At 39.6% G+C, this 17,542-nt stretch carries 17 protein-coding genes and 1 pseudogene; 13 read left to right on the forward strand and 5 right to left on the reverse strand.

Annotated features, from left to right (window positions below):
* The first annotated feature begins 45 nt into the window (after positions 1 to 45).
* A complete protein-coding gene (locus ACE1TI_RS07645; RefSeq protein ID WP_375006995.1) occupies positions 46 to 705 on the forward strand; it encodes an amino acid ABC transporter permease in 660 nt (219 codons plus the stop codon).
* Entirely contained in the window at positions 702 to 1,424 is a 723-nt protein-coding gene (locus ACE1TI_RS07650) for an amino acid ABC transporter ATP-binding protein (protein ID WP_375006996.1), read from the forward strand. The genes ACE1TI_RS07645 and ACE1TI_RS07650 overlap by 4 nt, the downstream gene beginning before the upstream one ends.
* 58 nt (positions 1,425 to 1,482) lie before the next feature.
* Here the strand turns inward: ACE1TI_RS07650 and pdxK are convergent, their stop codons facing one another.
* Both pdxK and ACE1TI_RS07660 read right to left on the reverse strand, forming a co-directional pair.
* Complete coding sequence (gene pdxK, locus ACE1TI_RS07655) at positions 1,483 to 2,304, reverse strand: pyridoxine/pyridoxal/pyridoxamine kinase (RefSeq protein WP_375006997.1); 822 nt, start codon at positions 2,302 to 2,304, stop codon at positions 1,483 to 1,485.
* Positions 2,305 to 2,404: 100 nt separating this feature from the next.
* Entirely contained in the window at positions 2,405 to 3,637 is a 1,233-nt protein-coding gene (locus ACE1TI_RS07660; RefSeq protein WP_375006998.1) for an aminopeptidase, read from the reverse strand.
* Between the two features lie 184 nt (positions 3,638 to 3,821).
* Here ACE1TI_RS07660 and ACE1TI_RS07665 point away from each other — a divergent pair, with 184 nt between their 5' ends.
* Complete coding sequence (locus ACE1TI_RS07665) at positions 3,822 to 4,358, forward strand: LOG family protein (protein WP_375006999.1); 537 nt, start codon at positions 3,822 to 3,824, stop codon at positions 4,356 to 4,358.
* Between the two features lie 45 nt (positions 4,359 to 4,403).
* Here the strand turns inward: ACE1TI_RS07665 and ACE1TI_RS07670 are convergent, their stop codons facing one another.
* Complete coding sequence (locus ACE1TI_RS07670; protein WP_375007000.1) at positions 4,404 to 4,961, reverse strand: LemA family protein; 558 nt, start codon at positions 4,959 to 4,961, stop codon at positions 4,404 to 4,406.
* A 384-nt stretch (positions 4,962 to 5,345) separates the two neighbouring features.
* On the opposite strand from ACE1TI_RS07670, the gene ACE1TI_RS07675 reads away from it, so the two are divergent.
* The 9 genes from ACE1TI_RS07675 (at position 5,346) to ACE1TI_RS07715 (ending at position 15,432) form a co-directional block, all read left to right on the forward strand.
* Positions 5,346 to 6,488, forward strand: coding sequence for an acyl-CoA dehydrogenase family protein (locus tag ACE1TI_RS07675; RefSeq protein WP_375007001.1), 1,143 nt, complete (start codon positions 5,346 to 5,348; stop codon positions 6,486 to 6,488).
* Positions 6,489 to 6,526: 38 nt separating this feature from the next.
* Positions 6,527 to 8,167 (forward strand): AMP-binding protein, encoded by a 1,641-nt coding sequence (locus ACE1TI_RS07680; protein ID WP_375007002.1) that lies wholly within the window; start codon positions 6,527 to 6,529, stop codon positions 8,165 to 8,167.
* Between the two features lie 33 nt (positions 8,168 to 8,200).
* Entirely contained in the window at positions 8,201 to 9,550 is a 1,350-nt protein-coding gene (locus ACE1TI_RS07685) for an acetyl-CoA carboxylase biotin carboxylase subunit (protein WP_375007003.1), read from the forward strand.
* Positions 9,551 to 9,565: 15 nt separating this feature from the next.
* Positions 9,566 to 9,778 (forward strand): acetyl-CoA carboxylase biotin carboxyl carrier protein subunit, encoded by a 213-nt coding sequence (locus tag ACE1TI_RS07690; RefSeq protein WP_375007004.1) that lies wholly within the window; start codon positions 9,566 to 9,568, stop codon positions 9,776 to 9,778.
* 14 nt (positions 9,779 to 9,792) lie between these two features.
* A complete protein-coding gene (locus ACE1TI_RS07695; protein WP_375007005.1) occupies positions 9,793 to 10,725 on the forward strand; it encodes a hydroxymethylglutaryl-CoA lyase in 933 nt (310 codons plus the stop codon).
* Positions 10,722 to 11,504, forward strand: a complete 783-nt coding sequence (locus ACE1TI_RS07700) for an enoyl-CoA hydratase (protein WP_375007006.1) — start codon at positions 10,722 to 10,724, stop codon at positions 11,502 to 11,504. Before ACE1TI_RS07695 ends, ACE1TI_RS07700 begins: the two co-directional genes overlap by 4 nt.
* A 13-nt stretch (positions 11,505 to 11,517) precedes the next feature.
* Positions 11,518 to 13,047, forward strand: a complete 1,530-nt coding sequence (locus tag ACE1TI_RS07705) for an acyl-CoA carboxylase subunit beta (protein ID WP_375007007.1) — start codon at positions 11,518 to 11,520, stop codon at positions 13,045 to 13,047.
* 28 nt (positions 13,048 to 13,075) lie between these two features.
* A complete protein-coding gene (locus ACE1TI_RS07710; RefSeq protein WP_375007008.1) occupies positions 13,076 to 15,037 on the forward strand; it encodes an AMP-binding protein in 1,962 nt (653 codons plus the stop codon).
* 176 nt (positions 15,038 to 15,213) lie between these two features.
* Positions 15,214 to 15,432, forward strand: coding sequence for an alpha/beta-type small acid-soluble spore protein (locus ACE1TI_RS07715; RefSeq protein ID WP_375007009.1), 219 nt, complete (start codon positions 15,214 to 15,216; stop codon positions 15,430 to 15,432).
* A gap of 134 nt (positions 15,433 to 15,566) precedes the next feature.
* Here ACE1TI_RS07715 and ACE1TI_RS07720 read toward each other — a convergent pair whose 3' ends face one another.
* Positions 15,567 to 15,734, reverse strand: coding sequence for a hypothetical protein (locus ACE1TI_RS07720; protein ID WP_375007010.1), 168 nt, complete (start codon positions 15,732 to 15,734; stop codon positions 15,567 to 15,569).
* A gap of 72 nt (positions 15,735 to 15,806) precedes the next feature.
* Positions 15,807 to 16,034, reverse strand: a complete 228-nt coding sequence (locus ACE1TI_RS07725) for a DUF5342 family protein (RefSeq protein WP_375007011.1) — start codon at positions 16,032 to 16,034, stop codon at positions 15,807 to 15,809.
* A 214-nt stretch (positions 16,035 to 16,248) separates the two neighbouring features.
* Here ACE1TI_RS07725 and ACE1TI_RS07730 point away from each other — a divergent pair.
* A pseudogene (locus ACE1TI_RS07730) lies at positions 16,249 to 17,480 on the forward strand (ISLre2 family transposase); the annotation flags it as partial.
* Between the last annotated feature and the right edge of the window lie 62 nt (positions 17,481 to 17,542).

The raw sequence follows: 17,542 nt of genomic DNA on the forward strand, positions 1-17,542 counted from the left end.
ATTGTCACGCTTTAATTTTGTGTTGTTGCAGGGGAGTTGAAACAAATGTATTTGTTTTCTACAAATCATTATATTGAAATTCTGCCAAATTTATGGTCAGGGTTCCTTTTTACACTTTTAATAACAATCACTGGTGTGGCAATTGGTTTTGTTCTTGGGGCTGTTTTTGGTTTAATGAGGCTTTCAAAAGTTAAAATAATTTATGGTATTGCTACTGTTTATGTTGAACTTGTAAGAGGCACGCCGCTATTGGTTCAAATATTTTTTATTTATTTTGGGCTGTCCGATTTTATGAACATCAACCTGGATAAATTAACGGCTTCTATTATAGCCATTGCTGCTAATGCAGGAGCCTATATAGCTGAAATTGTACGAGGAGCTGTTCAGTCCGTTGATAAAGGTCAAACAGAAGCCGGAAGGTCTCTTGGGTTATCTTCCCGCCAAACGATGCGTTATATTATTTGGCCGCAAGCATTAAGACGAATGATACCCCCACTTGGAAATCAATTTATTATAAGTCTGAAGGACACTTCCTTGTTTTCAGCAATAGCCGTTACAGATCTTATGTATAAAGGACGCCAATATGCAAGTTCAACATTTGCAGATTTCGAATCTTATATAATGGTGGCTATCTTTTATTTAATAATCACTATACCTTCTATGCTCATTCTGCGTCAGTACGAACGGAGGTTTGAAAGAGAATGATACAAGTGAAAGATCTGCATAAGTCCTTTGGAGATACGGAAGTTCTTAAGGGTTTAACTACAGAAATCAAGGAAAAAGAAGTGGTATGCGTCATTGGTCCTTCCGGCTCTGGTAAAAGTACATTCCTGCGCTGTTTAAACATGCTAGAAGAGATTACCGAGGGTCATGTGGTTATTGATGGAAGTGATTTAACGGACCCTACTACTGACATTAATATGGTTCGATCTGAAGTAGGGATGGTTTTTCAGCATTTTAATTTATTTCCTCACTTAACTGTACTTGAAAATATTATTTTAGCACCTAGAAAGGTGAGAAACGTTACAAAAAAGGAAGCAGAAGAAACTGCTTTACCATTACTAGATAAGGTTGGTTTAAAAGATAAGGCTCATGTTTATCCTAATAGTCTATCTGGAGGTCAAAAACAGCGAGTAGCAATTGCGAGAGCATTGGCAATGAATCCTAAAGTGATGCTTTTTGACGAACCAACTTCTGCCCTAGACCCTGAGTTAGTTGGGGATGTGCTGGCAGTGATGAAAGATTTAGCTGAAGAAGGAATGACAATGGTAGTAGTGACACATGAAATGGGGTTTGCCAAAGAAGTAGGAGACCGCGTCTTTTTCATCGATGAAGGAATTTTCATGGAAGAAGGACCGCCTTCTGATATTTTCGACAATCCTCAACATCCAAGAACCCAGTCTTTTTTGAGTAAAGTACTCTAACCTTGTAAATAAAACCCTTGAAGTCGCGCTTCAAGGGTTTTTTGTTTGGTGCATTGAATTATTCACTTTTAGCAGAGTGATTGCGATAAGCAGTGTGGTTCACAGGTCCAATGAATTGATTTAGAGGAAAAGAATCCTTGATCGCAGCTGTTATAAATTGCTTAGCTGTCTCAATAGCTTCTCTAACTGGCTTGCCGTGTGCTAACTCTGCTGTAATCGCAGCAGAGTACGTACATCCTGCACCGTGCGTATATTCCGTATGAATTTTAGGTGACTCAATATACTCAAAGCTTTTTCCATCATACAAAACATCAATGGATTGATCCTCGCCTGTTTCGCCGCCCCCTTTTACAATGACAAAGGATGGCCCCTGTTCATAAATAGCTTCAGCTGCCTGTTTCATCTCTTCTAAGCTATGAATTGGCCCAATACCAGCTATCTGTGATGCTTCAAAAAGGTTGGGGGTAACAACCAAAGCTTTTGGGACAAGTACTTCCCGTAGATATTGATCTACTTCAGGATTAAGGGCTTCATCAGCACCTTTACAAACCATCACCGGATCAACGACTAACTTTTCTATATTGTATTGGTCTACTTTTTTTGCGACCACTTCTATCGTTTCCATAGATCCGAGCATACCAGTCTTTGCCGCATCTATACCAATACCGGCTAGAACCGTTTCGAGCTGTGCTTCAAGGACTGAAAGATCCTGTGGGAAAACAGCATGATACCAATCACGGTGGGGGTCTTGTGCCACAATTGTAGTAAGAGAAGTCATGCCATAGACTCCTAGTTCTTGGAACGTTTTTAAATCAGCTTGAATACCAGCCCCTCCGCTAGTATCAGAACCAGCAATTGTTAGGACTTTTTTCAATGACATTACCTTTCGCCTCACTTTAAAAGAAATTATGCTGTATTATCTGTCTCATTCCACACATATCTATCATACAAACAGCCTAATTTTTTGCAGCAAATTGGAGTTAAATGACCCATTCTCCGTTTCGCATTAATGGTTCGCTTTCTCCATTGAAAAGCTTGCCATCAATATTCATTTCACCACTGCCTATCATAAAATCTACATGAGTAATGCTGGTATTAAGACCATTGGCTTCTTTTTCTTCTTTTGACATCTCCGTTCCATTTTCCATACAAAAGGCATAAGCGCTTCCTATAGCGAGATGATTAGACGCATTTTCATCAAAGAGAGTGTTATAAAATAACGTTCCAGATTGGGAAATAGGGGAACTGTGCGGCACAAGAGCGACTTCTCCTAAATAATGGGAGCCTTCATCGGTTTCGATTAGATTTTTTAACGTTTCTTCTCCTTCTTGGGCACTTACTTCAGTGATTTTTCCATCTTTGAAATGAATAGTAAAATCGTCAATAACATTACCACTATAGTTAAGAGGTTTTGTGTTTTTTACACAGCCATTTACTCCTGTTTTATGGGGGACTGTAAACACTTCTTCTGTAGGCATATTAGCAATGAAGTGCACACCGTCTTTGTTATCGCTGCCACCTCCTGCCCAAATATGCCCTTCTGGAAGATCAATTGTTAAATCAGTTCCAGGAGCTTGGTAGTGGAGCTGCTTGAACTTTTTTTCATTTAAAAATGCAGCTTTCTCCTGTAATCTCTTGTTGTGTTCATCCCATTCTGCAACCGGGTTTTCCCGGTCAGCACGTACAGCTTTAAAGATAGCTTCCCACAGCTTTTTTTCAGCTTCTTCTTCTGAGACATTCGGGAATACTTTTTTAGCCCAGCCAAAAGATGGAGCTGCGATAACAAGCCAGCTCACCAAATCTGACTGGATATAAGAACGAAAGGTATCCATTGCTTCTCCGGCAGTTTTGTTAGCAGTTGCTATACGATTTTGATCTACACCTTTTAGAAGATCCGGATCCGTTGATTTTACAGTGATAAAAGCTGCTCCTTTTTCTGCTAACTCTTCTCTTCCTTTAGCAATCCAGCTAGGGAATTCTTTAAAAGCATCGTCTGGAGCTTTTTCATATTTTAGTCTGGAAAGGTCTTCATCTACCCAGTCTACATGGACATTTTTAGCCCCTGTTTCATATGCTTTTTTTGCAATACGACGAACAAAAACGGCTGATGTAATCGGAGCGGAAATAAAGAGGGTTTGATTTTGTTGAATGTTAACACCTTTTTTAACTGCAAGCTCTGCATAGTTTTCCAGCTTTCTTTCAAAGTTTTCCATCAGTATTCTCCTTTTTGCTGTATGATAAAAATTGATAAACTATACCACATTATTCTAGAAAATATTGTAACATATACACGGATAATACAATTTAGTGATGTTTTTAGGATCAAGTAATACATTATTATAGAAGAGTTACGAACTGAATTATCCATTCACATACAAAAGATTTGGGAGGAAACAAATGAAAACATTAACGGTGTTTTGTGGTTCAAGTAAAGGCAATAATTCCTTATATATAAAAGAAGCAGAGAAATTAGGTGAAGCAGCCGCAAAAAACAATGTTGAAATCATATACGGAGGGTCAAGCTCAGGATTAATGGGAGCGGTTGCTGATGGAGCAATTGGACAAGGAGGCAAGGTGACTGGCATCATTCCTGAAGAGCTTAAACCGAAAGAAATAGCTCATCAGCACGTAACAAATCTTATTACTGTGAACAGCATGCATGAAAGAAAGGCATTAATGTATGAAAAGGGGGAAGCATTTGTAGCGATGCCCGGGGGAATAGGAACCCTCGAAGAAATTATGGAAGTGCTTACGTGGGGCGCCATTGGACATCATCATAAGAGATGTGCCTTGTTAAATGTATGTAATTATTACGCTCCTTTACATGCCCTTTTAGAACATATGGTTACGGAAGGGTTTTTATCCCAATCCATAAAAGATAAAATAATAATAGAAGATAATACAAAAAAGCTCCTCAAACGTTTAGACATGTAGACATACACAATGAGAAAATCGCCTTGTTTTCTGTAAGGCGATTTTTTATGACGACATTTTAATATTTGCTTTTTGATTATCTGCCAGGTCAATGGTGTCTCTTTTGTGGAAATTATGAATGTTGGCTACGAAGCTGGTAGGGGGAGCTTGAATTTTAGTATTATATTTCACAACTGTATTATTATAAATTGTCGTAGCTTTTTTTATTTTTACTTCTGTTTCTTTTATTTTGTTTTCTAAAGAAATAAAAGACTCATCTTGTTTTAATTCCGGCACTTCTTCTTCTAATGCAAACAATTGATGCAGTGTATCAGAGAGCTCTTCATTTATAGTCATTTGATGAGTTCTGTTACTGTTCGGGGATGCTAATTGACTTCTTAACTCCACTATTCTTTCTAATGTATGCTGTTCATACCTTACATGCTGCTGCATGACATCAATCAAACCAGGAATTAAGTCTACTCTTCGGTTTAATTGAGTTTCAATTTGTGCCCAGGCATCTTCCACCCAATTTAAATATTTGATCAGCGCATTATACCCAATGATCCAGTTGACTAAAGCAATAATAATTACTATTCCTAGTACAGCGCCAAAAAAGGTCAAATCGATGGAACCTCCTTTACGGCTAATTTACCCCCAGTGAAAGTAGTGAATATGTACACTAAATTGGGAATCATCTACAAACAGTATAGCACGTTTATATATCTTCTATCATTGTTTTGTTCGTAAAGGTTATGAAAAAAGATGTTTAATACATACATATAATCATACAATGCCAGGTAACACAAATAAAATATATTTTAAACACTTTTTTAAAAGAAGTAATTGACGTTTTTCTTCACAATTACTTATAATTGAATCAAACCATTGCAAACGCTTACAAAGTGGTTGCAGCATTACAAAAAATGTAATGGTTTCCTTTTTGGTTAATTTCTGAACGATTGCTCAGCTTTTATGTATTGATATTAAAGGGATGGAGGAGAGGGTATGAATTTTGAGCTAACAAGTGAGCAGCGAATGACAAGGGATATGGTACGTGAGTTTGCGGAGCAGGAAATTGCTCCTAAAGCACAAGAAGTTGATAAAGAAGCTAAGTTTCCTGAAGAAACGTTTAAAAAAATGGGAGAGCTTGGCCTCTTGGGGATACCGTTTCCAGAAAAATACGGTGGTTCAGGCGGGGATACAATAGCTTATGCTCTGGCTGTAGAAGAAGTGGGGAAGGCTTGTGGAAGTACAGGACTGAGTTATGCTGCTGCTGTGTCATTAGGAGCGAGTCCTCTATATTATTTTGGAACAGAAAAACAAAAACAAGACCACTTAGTACCGCTAGCTTCCGGGAAAGCTTTAGGTTCATTTGGATTAACGGAACCGAATGCTGGTTCTGATGCAGGAGGTACGAGGACAAAAGCAGAATTAGTTGGAGAAGAATATGTGTTAAATGGAGAAAAGTGCTGGATAACTAACGCTCAATTTGCAAGATCGGTAATCGTCACAGCAGTTACAGGTAAAAATACAAATGGAAAAAATATTATATCAGCTTTTATTGTTCCAACTAATACGGAAGGATTCACTATAACTAGCCCTTATGAAAAAATGGGAGTGCGAGGATCTAACACCTCTGAATTGGTACTTGAAGATGTGAAAGTACCGAAAGAGAATTTGCTTGGTGATCCTGCAAAAGGGTTCAATCAATTTCTATATACCCTTGATGGAGGAAGAATTTCTATCGCAGCTCTAGCAGTAGGAATCGCACGTGGAGCATTTGAGAAAGCCCTTGCGTACGCTAAGGAGCGTAAGCAATTCGGCCACACTATATCTTCTTTTCAAGGCATCCAATTTAAATTAGCAGATATGGCAATGGAAATAGAAATAGCTCAAAATATGGTTCTTAAAGCGGCATGGTTAAAAGACCAAAAAAAACCTTTTAAAAAAGAGGCTTCTTATGCAAAACTGTTTGCTTCAGAGATGGCAACAAGAACATGTAATCAAGCATTACAAATACACGGCGGCTACGGATACATGAGAGAATACGAAATAGAAAGAATGCTGCGGGACACTAAACTGATGGAAATTGGGGAAGGTACTTCTGAAATACAGAGAATGGTTATTGCTCGAGAACTTGGGTGTTAAATATCATTCATTAATCATTTTTGGGAAGGGGAGAACCAATGGCAGGGAATTTGGAGGTTTCCGTTGGAAAACTGCTTGAACAAACAGCTGGATCATATGGTGAAAAAGAAGCGGTCGTCTATCCAGATCGAGGGCTTCGTTATACTTACAAAGAATTCGAAGAAATTTGCAGAAAAGCTGCAAAGGGATTCATGGGCCTTGGAGTTGGAAAAGGAGAGCAGATAGCTATTTGGGCTGCTAATAAGCCGGAATGGTTAATATCTCAGTTTTCTACCGCAAAAATGGGAGCGGTCTTAGTAACGGTCAACACAAACTATATGGCACAAGAGCTTGAATATTTACTTCAACAGTCTGACGCTTCCACCTTAATTTTACAAGAATCATATAAAGGGGTTTCCTATGTAGAAACGCTTTATGAGGTTGTCCCTGAGTTAAGGGAATCACAACCTGGAAAGTTATCCAGCAATAAGTTTCCGTTTTTAAAAAACGTTATATTTTTAGGAGATGAAAAAAAACCCGGCATGTATACATGGAATCAACTAATGGAGATGTCAAACGAAATAAGCGAAGAAGCTTTAAACCAGCGAATGATGTCTCTAAATCCTGATGAGGTAATTAATATGCAGTACACATCGGGTACTACGGGATTTCCTAAAGGGGTTATGCTCACACATAATAATATTGTAAACAACGGCCTTAATATTGCTGCATGTATGGAGCTCTCTGAAGAAGACCGACTGTGTATTCCCGTACCGTTTTTCCATTGTTTTGGCTGTGTACTAGGGACAATGGCATGCGTGACAAAAGGGGCTGCTATGGTTCCAGTAGAGGAGTTTGACCCTTTAGAAGTGTTAAAAGCGGTAGAGTCAGAAAGGTGTACGGCTCTTCATGGAGTGCCAACAATGTTCATTGCTGAAATGAATCACCCAAAATTTCCAGAATTTGACCTTAGTTCATTGCGGACGGGTATCATGGCAGGATCTAATTGTCCGATAGAGGTAATGAAGGGTGTCATAGAAAAGATGGGGGCAGAGGAAATAACAATTGCATATGGCCAGACTGAATCTTCGCCCGTTATTACCCAAACCAGAGTAGATGATTCGATTGAAAAAAGAGTGGAAACAGTTGGGAAAGCACTTCCTAATGTAGAAGTCAAAATCGTAGATCCTAAATCAAAAAAAGAGCTCCCAACAGGTGAGCAGGGGGAGCTTTGCACAAGAGGTTATCATGTAATGAAAGGCTATTATAAACAAAAAGAAGCTACGGAAAATGTTATATCAGAAGATGGCTGGTTATATACAGGGGACTTGGCCGTGATGGATAAAGATGGATATTGTAAAATTACTGGTCGATTAAAAGATATGATTATTCGTGGAGGCGAAAACATTTATCCTAGAGAAATTGAAGAGTTTTTATATGAACATCCAAAACTTCTTGATGTGCAGGTAGTAGGTATACCAAGTGACAAATATGGCGAAGAAGTTTCAGCGTGGATTCGGTTAAAAGAAGGAGAAACATGTACGGCTGACGAAATACGTTCGTATTGTGAAGGGAATATTTCAAGGCATAAAATCCCAAAATTTATTAGTTTTGTGGATGAGTATCCTATGACAGCTTCAGGTAAAATCCAAAAGTTTAAAATCCGTGAATTAGCATCCAGTCATTTTTCTTCCAAATAAAAGGGAGAGGGTTATAAGAGCGAGGTGGGAAATATGTTTCGGAAAGTGTTAATCGCCAATAGAGGAGAGGTAGCTTGCAGAGTAGTGAGAGCATGCGAAGAACTAGGTATCATTTCAGCAGCAATATATTCGGAAGCAGACAAGCAGGCTGAGCATGTAAGGATGGCTGATGAAGCATATCTTATTGGTCCTCCACCAGTTAAAGAAAGTTATCTTGATATACATTCTATCCTGCAGGCGGCAAAAGACGCGGGAGCTGATGCGGTACATCCAGGATACGGTCTGTTGTCAGAAAACGCTGATTTTGCAAAAAAGTGTGAAAGAGAAGGTATCACTTTCATAGGACCTTCTCCTGAAATCATGGAACTAATGGGAGATAAAATTGCTGCAAGAAAGACAATAAAGAAGGCAGGTATTCCTGTCATTCCAGGTATAGATCAAGGAGCAGATAGCGCAGAGGCTGCACTAGAACACTCTGAACAAATTGGATATCCGGTTATGCTCAAAGCATCCGCAGGAGGCGGCGGAATTGGTATGCAGAAAGTTAGCAATGAGCAAGAATTAAAAAATGCATTTGAAGGAAATAAAAAGAGAGCGAATGATTTTTTTGGAAATGGAACGCTTTATATTGAAAAAATTATTGAAAACCCAAGACACGTTGAAATACAAGTTCTAGCTGACCAGCATGGAAACGTGATTCATCTTGGAGAGAGGGATTGCTCGGTACAGCGCCGAAACCAAAAAGTGATAGAAGAAAGTCCTTCTCCATTTATTAATGATAAGACTCGTAACAAAATGGGAGAAGCAGCCGTAAAAGCAGCAGAATATATAGGTTATGTGAACGCAGGAACGATTGAATTTTTAGTGGATGCACAACAAGAATTTTATTTTTTGGAAATGAACACGAGACTTCAAGTGGAACATCCTGTAACGGAGGAAGTAACTAACGTGGATTTAGTAAAGTGGCAGATGCGTATAGCTTCAGGAGAAGTTCTTCATTTAACGCAGAAAAATATTGTACAAAATGGTCACGCTTTAGAAGCAAGAATTTATGCTGAGGATCCTATCAATTTTTTTCCTTCTCCTGGAAAGATCACAACATTAGCTTTACCAAATGGAAATCATATACGCCACGAATGCGGGGTAAGAGCAGGATCAGTCGTCACTCCGCACTATGATCCTATGATTGCAAAAATTATTACGAGAGGAAAAGATCGTCAAGAAAGCATCGATCAAATGATTAATGCTTTAGAAAATTATCATTTAGAAGGAATTAAAACGAACATCCCAATGATTTTAGAAGTACTTCAACATGATATTTTCAAGCAAGGGATGGCAGATACTTCTTTTGTAACAGAAACTCTTCGCTCTGCGAATGTATAAACAAGGAGGCAGAAAATGAGTAAGATAACAGCAGCAATGGCAGGTAATTTATGGAAATTATTAGTGGGTGAAGGCGAAGAAATTCAAGAAGGGCAGGAGGTAGCTATTTTGGAGTCCATGAAAATGGAGATTCCTATTGCAGCAGAGACAAATGGCAAAATTAAAACAGTTTTAAAAGACGAAGGGGAATTTGTTAATGAAGGGGATGAATTGTTCGAGCTGGAGTAGAGAGGGGGAGCAGGATGAATTGGCCAACCCATGTAACTGTAAAAGAAGTAGGACCCCGTGACGGTCTTCAGAATGAAAAGAAATTAATCCCCACAACAGTAAAAACCAATTGGATTGATCATTTGTCCGAGAGTGGATTGCGCCACATTGAAATCACTTCTTTTGTCCACCCAAAATGGGTGCCGGCATTAGCGGACGCAAAAGATGTTGCTAAATCGATCCAGCGCAGGGAAGGGATAGTGTACAGCGCACTTGTTCCAAATCAAAAAGGGCTTGAAGCTGCTTTAGAGACTAATGTTGATGAAATTGCAATATTTATGTCCGCTACAGACACCCATAATAAAAAGAATATAAACAAGAGTATAGTTGAAACTCTGCCAATTTTGAGGCAAACAGCAGAAGAAGCAATAAAAGCAAATAAACCTGTTCGAGCTTATGTTTCTACAGCATTTTTTTGTCCTTATGAAGGCCGCACTAACCCTGAAAATGTACGGAAAATAAGTGAATCACTATTAGAAATGGGCGTATATGAACTATCCATTGGAGATACAGTTGGCACGGCTTCTCCTCTGCAGGTAGAAGAAACATTGAAACATTTATTAAAGAATATTCCTGTAAATAAATTGGCTATGCATTTTCACGATACGAGAGGAACAGCACTTCCTAATACACTAAAAGCACTTGAAATGGGAATAGCGGCCTTCGACAGTTCTTGCGGAGGATTAGGAGGCTGCCCTTACGCACCAGGAGCTTCTGGAAATACAGCAACAGAAGATCTTCTTTATATGCTTCACCAAATGGGCATTGAAACAGGTATCTCAGAAGAAAAGATTATTAAAAATGCTCTGTTTATGGAAACTCAAATTGGAAAATCTTTACCGAGTAAATCACTGAAGGCGTATAAAGGCAGAATATCAACACTATCTAAGAAAGGGGACAAAAGATGAAAAAGTATATTGGTCTTGATAAGTCTCATGAAGGAATTACAATATTAAGCTTAAAGAGACCTTCAGCAGCAAATGCACTATCGACCCCCCTTTTAAAAGAAATGCAAGAGACTTTAAAAGATCTTGCTTATGATGCATCATGCCGTGTTTTGATCATTTGCGGAGAAGGGGAAAAAGTATTTTGCGCTGGGGCAGATTTAAAAGAAAGAGCAGAAATGAACCATACTGAAGTTAGAAAAACAGTTTCATTAATAAAAGAAACGATAAATCAATTAGACAACATTCCCAAGCCCGTTATAGCTGCTATGAATGGAAGCGCTCTTGGTGGAGGACTTGAATTAGCTCTTGCATGTGACTTCCGTATTACCAGTAGCAGCGGTAAATACGGCCTTCCTGAAACTTCTTTAGCTATAATACCAGGAGGAGGCGGAACACAGCGTTTACCGCTGCTGATTGGAAAAGCCAAAGCAAAAGAATTGATATTTACTGCCCGGAAAATTAATGGGAAAGAAGCGGTAGATTTAGGGATAGCGGAATATGTTGAAAATAGTGAAAATGTGCTGAATAAAGCGTTAGAGCTAGCCGCTGAAATAACGAGAAATGGACCTGTGGCAGTATCAGCTGCTAAAACAGCCATAAACGGAGGGGTCGATACAGGTTTGTCGGCTGGGCTTGTAATGGAAGAAAAATGCTATGAAGCCACGATAAGCACAGAAGACCGGCTGGAAGGATTGAAAGCTTTCAAAGAAAAGCGCACTCCAATATATACAGGGAAATAGGGAGGGATACATAATGATCAACGAAGATTTTCATCAACAGTTAGTGAACCGGATTGAAAAAGGCGGGGACGATAAATATCATGAAAAAAATAAAGAAAAAGGTAAATTGTTCGTCCGTGATCGTTTGAATGCATTGCTGGATGATGGACTAGCTTTTGAAGATGGAAAGTTTGCAAACAGCCAAAATGAAGGACTTGCTGCAGACGGGGTTGTGACTGGTACAGGTAATATTAATGGCCAGCTCGTTTGCTTTATGGCAAATGATTCTACTGTAAAAGCAGGCTCTTGGGGAGCAAGGACGGTAGAGAAAATCATTCGAATTCAGGAAACAGCGGAAAAGCTGGGTGTACCTATGTTGTATTTGGTTGATTCAGCGGGAGCCAGGATTACAGACCAGATAGAAATGTTCCCTGGCAGACGTGGAGCTGGACGAATTTTTTATAACCAGGTGAAGCTCTCTGGACAAATCCCTCAGGTTTGTATCCTTTTTGGTCCATCAGCTGCAGGAGGAGCTTATATTCCGGCATTTTGCGACACAGTAATTATGGTAGAAGGAAACGCATCAATGTACTTGGGCTCTCCTCGAATGGCTGAAATGGTAATTGGGGAAAAGGTTTCTCTCGAAGAAATGGGAGGAGCAAAAATGCATTGTTCGGTTTCCGGCTGCGGAGACATACTTGCAAAAGATGAAAATGAGGCTATTGAGCTTGCCCGTCAATATTTGTCTTACTTTCCTGCAAACTTTGAAGAAAAGACCACATTAATTGAGCCGGAGCTTGCTCCCCCCCATGAAAAGCCTTTAAAAGAGATTATTCCTGCCAATCAGAACGCTCCATTTGATATGCACCAGCTAATCAGCCATATCATTGATGCAGACAGTTTTTTTGAAATGAAAAAAGAGTTTGCCCCCGAAATTATTACTGGATTTGCTCGTTTGAATGGGGAAGCGGTTGGAATTATTGCTAATCAGCCAAAAGTTAAAGGAGGAGTATTATTCCACGACTCTGCTGACAAAGCTGCACGGTTCATTACGCTATGTGATGCATATCACCTGCCATTGCTGTTTTTAGCTGATATACCTGGGTTTATGATTGGAACAAGGGTTGAAAAAGCAGGGATTATCCGCCACGGTGCAAAAATGATAGCTGCAATGTCAGAGGCTACCGTTCCTAAAGTTTCTGTTATTGTCCGAAAAGCATATGGAGCCGGATTATATGCAATGGCCGGACCTGCTTTTGAACCGGACTGTTGTTTGGCTCTTCCTAGTGCACAAATTGCAGTAATGGGTCCAGAAGCTGCAGTCAATGCAGTATATGCAAATAAAATTGCAGAACTGGCTGATAAAGACAAACCTGCTTTTATTGAAGAGAAGCGGCAGGAATATAAAGAAAATATTGATATTTACCGACTTGCCTCAGAGATGGTAGTTGACGGTATTGTAGAACCAGATCATTTACGAAGTGAATTATCTGTACGATTAAAAAGTTACAGAAGCAAATATAAAGAGTTTTCCAAAAGAAAACATGCTGTTTATCCTGTTTAATTAGGACACCGAGAGAGGAGGATTTTACATGACAGAAGATGCTGTTTGGTTTCCAGATGAATCTTTCAAAAAAAGTACACGTCTTTATCAATGGATGCAGCAACTTGGTTACAAGGAATATGAAAATTTTTTAGAAGATTCCACCAAAGATATATCCTGGTTCTGGCATGAGGCAGAGAAGGTGTTAGGTGTCGAATGGTTTGCACCATACAAGAAAACACTAGACCTGTCAAAAGGTATTCAATGGCCGAAATGGTTTGTAGATGGTAAGCTGAATGCCTGCTGCAACGCCGTTCATACATGGACGAAACAAAGAGAGACATCTAATTCACCGGCTTTAAAATGGGAAGGAGAAGACGGTGAAGTTATCCAGTTTACTTTTTCTCAATTAAAAAAAGAGATTGATCAAACAGCGGCAGGGTTAAAAGAAATAGGTGTACAAAAAGGTGATGTAGTAACGCTCTATATGCCAATGATTCCAGAAACAGTTATTGCAATGATGGCTGTTACAAAATTGGGTGCAGTTTTTTCTCCTACTTTTTCCGGTTACGGTGCTGAGGCTGTTGCGACTAGAATGAATGCCTCCAAAACAAAAGTTTTAATTACGGCAGACGGCTTTTTGCGCAGAGGAAAAAAAGTTCAAATGAAAAAAGAAGCGGACCGGGCCGCGTCTCTGACACCATCTTTAGAAAAAATGGTAGTTGTTAACAGGCTAAATATCGATTCAAATTGGAATGAAACGCGTGACATTTCATGGAAAAACCTTATGTCTTTATCTTCTGTAAATACGAAAATGGAAGAAATGGAGAGTTCAGACACATTGATGTTGATCTATACATCTGGGACTACTGGCAAGCCAAAAGGAGCCGTTCATACCCATTCCGGATTTCCGTTAAAGGCTGCTTTTGACGCAGGGATAGGCATGGATGTAAAAAAAGGAGATACTTTATTTTGGTTTACTGATATGGGATGGATGATGGGACCTTTCTTAGTTTACGGGGCTCTTATAAATGGAGCGTGTATTCTTATGTATGAAGGCACTCCAGATTTTCCGGAACCGGATCGGTTATGGAAGTTAGTTGATAAACATGAGGTCACACATTTAGGAATTTCCCCAACTCTTATTCGTTCTTTAATGAAACATGGAGAGCAGTTTGTCAATGAGTTTTCGATGTCGAACTTAAGAGTAATTGCTTCGACAGGCGAGCCATGGAACCCGGAACCGTGGAAATGGCTGTTTAAAACAGCCGGTAAAAACAAAACGCCGATTTTTAACTATTCTGGAGGTACAGAGATTGCTGGTGGCATATTAGGTAATGTACTTGTTAAACCAATTGGTCCGGTTACATTTAATTCTGCTATTCCTGGAATGGCAGCAGAAGTTTTTAATGAAAAGGGAGAGCCGGCTGTTGGTGAAGTTGGAGAACTAGTCATAACTAAGCCATGGGTTGGTATGACAAATGGTTTTTGGAATGAACCAGACAGATATGAAGAGACGTATTGGAAAAGGTGGGAAAATATTTGGGTTCATGGCGACTGGGCGGTAAAAGATGAAAAAGGCTATTGGACGATTACCGGTAGATCAGACGATATATTAAACATAGCAGGCAAAAGATTAGGACCTGCTGAAATGGAATCTGTTTTAGTAGAGCATCCAGCCGTTAGAGAAGCTGGTACAATTGGAGTTCCTCACGATGTGAAAGGGGAAGAAGCTGTTTGTTTTGTGATTTTAAATGATGAATATAACTACTCAAAAAAGCTTGAAGAGGAACTGATAGCTCAATGCGGCTTAAAACTTGGAAAAGCACTTCGTCCTTCTTCTATTTTTACTGTTTATGATTTGCCTAAAACAAGAAATGCAAAAGTAATGCGCAGAGCGATCAAAGCTGCCTTTTTAAATAAAGATCCAGGAGATTTATCTTCACTCGAAAACCCGGAAGCTATAGAAACAATAAAAGAAATAAGAAATAAACAAAGGAGTTTACTTTAGTTGGATTGAAACTTATCAGTTAAACTCAAAAAAAGCGCAATATTAGCAGTCTGTTTCTCATTGACTAGCAAACTAAATAAAAACCCTCCTCTTATTTTCCTTAATTTACTATTCTTTTTATGGCATAGTGTTTGAAAATCGATACAAACTATAGGTACAAAGAGGAGGTGAGAAACATGGCAAACAACAACAGCGGTAACAATAACCAATTACTTGTACCAGGAGTTGATCAAGCTCTTGATCAAATGAAATTTGAAATAGCTCAAGAATTTGGAGTTCAACTTGGTGCTGATTCTACTTCCCGTTCTAATGGTTCTGTGGGAGGAGAAATCACTAAGCGTCTTGTCACAATGGCTGAGCAGCAAATGAGTGGACAGACTGGTCAGCAGCAATAATCAAATAACATGGCTAGTGAGACTGTCATAAGGGTGGCGCATACCGCCACCTGACAGTCTCCTGTTTTGTTCGTTAAAGTAAAAAATAGCCTGATTTTGTAAAATAAAACCAGGCATTATATTAACAAGCCCTTTTAATTATGGGATGGAGGCTCTTCTGCATCTAATTCTCTAGCGTCCTCAATTTGATTATCATCATATTGAGGACGGACGCTGCCTCCAGCGAGGCCTTCATTAATCATTCTGTCTACATCCATGCTATAGTTTTGTTTATCTTTTTGTCCCTTTTGCATTTTATCCATGTGGCTCTCCCTCCCACATTCTTATCATCTCCGGCTGTTAAGCTTTCATACAGGTCAGATTTTTCCGCTGTTTTATGTCGGCGGGGTATGATCCTCAAAAATATGATATAAAACAAGATCATGTACTTGAGCTTCTATATTTTTCAAGTCATTAGAGGGAGGTGTATTTCCTGCCCATTCAATTGTTCCGTCCTTGAAGTAAATTCCATTGAAATAATTTCCTTTAAAGAAAAAAGAAAATTTCCATTCTTTTCGAAGCCAATTGTTTTTTCTTTCCGACCATTGAAAATGAGTAATCATGTCTTTTTTCCTCCAATGTTAGAAAATTTAATATTATTTGCATCTTACCATACTCACAACAAACCAAAAAAGATGAATACCGTATGTGTAAAATGTTTCTCGAAGGATTTGGGCACTAATTGGTAGAAAAAAAAAGAGAAGGCACTCTATCATAAATGTATGCTTTGCCGAGCAAATACATTTAGAAAAGAGGCCTTCTCATGCAGTCTATTATATCAAAACTTTATCAAACCGTAAAAGATACATTGACGCAGAGGAAAGCATGCATCGTCTTATGTATGAATGGTTCTCCGATATGGTAGGAGATATGTTGACGTCCCTAGATCGTGCTGTGAAGGAAAGCAAACAGGCAGAAGGTTGGCTGGTCAAACGGGAAGATGAAAAGACGATTCAATTTATGTTTGGACCGGTCCGTTACCGCCGCACGTTGATGGTGGATCCCCAGGGCGACAACCATTATCCCCTGGATGAGTGACTGGGTATCCGAAAGCATTAGAGGCAAAGTCCTGTGGTCGAAGCAAAAGTGGCGGAAATGGCCAGTGAAGCGACGTATAGGGAGGCAGCACGGGTATTAAAGGAATGGACAGCTGTAGACATCAGTCATCAGACGGTAGGGAATATGATGAAGCAAGTAGGGACGGCGCAAGCTCGGGAGGATGAAACCATCGTAACGGAACTAGAGGAGGCAGCTGCCCTGCCGGAAGGGAAATACGTCGACTATTTACACGCGGAACGGAGAAAAAGAAAGGCATCGAAGTCAGCCACGCGATGTCTATAAAGGTTGGGAAACCAATGGAAAACGTGTCTCTCTCCTGCACCCGAAAGTGATCTTGACGACGCAGCCAACCTCTGACTTCTGGAAAGAAGTGCAGGCCCTTACTGCCCAGCGCTATTCTTTAGAGAAAACTCAAGTGATTACCAATAGTGACGGAGGGAAAGGATACACAGCCTAAAAATTTCAGGAAACCTTTTCCGGTCCGAGTATCCGGTGTTTAATCAATTAGATTCCTATCATGTTTTCCAAGCGTTAAACCGTGCCTGAGGGGCGCAAAAGAGCGACTACAAAGAGGGGCTTCGAAAAGCACCCGAGATAGCATAACAAGGCGGATTTCAAGCTGTGGCTGGATACCTATGAAAGTACCCTCGAAGAATCGAATAAGATCGAGAAGGTAAAGGATTTTCGTACCTATATCCTTCAAAATTGGAACCGGATTTTTGACTGGCGGGAAAAGGTGAAAAATCCTCCAGCAGAAGGCAAGAAGCCTTGGAGCCATGGAATCAAACCAGCGTCATATCTCCTTTCGTATGAAAAAAAGAGGGATGCATTGGAGTACCAAGGGCGGAGAAGCCATGGTGAAAATAAAACAAGGGATATTTAATCAAACGCTTCGGGAGGCTTATCTCAAACATCAGCCTAGAAGTGCAAGGCAGCAGCGAGAGCTCAAATAGATGGTGCGCATGACAGAGTATTTGCGTCAGCCTACGCGTTCTTCTGTTGGAGTGAAAGA

Source organism: Alteribacillus sp. JSM 102045 (genome assembly GCF_041949975.1).
In the GTDB taxonomy this organism is placed as follows: Bacteria; Bacillota; Bacilli; order Bacillales; family Marinococcaceae; genus Alteribacillus.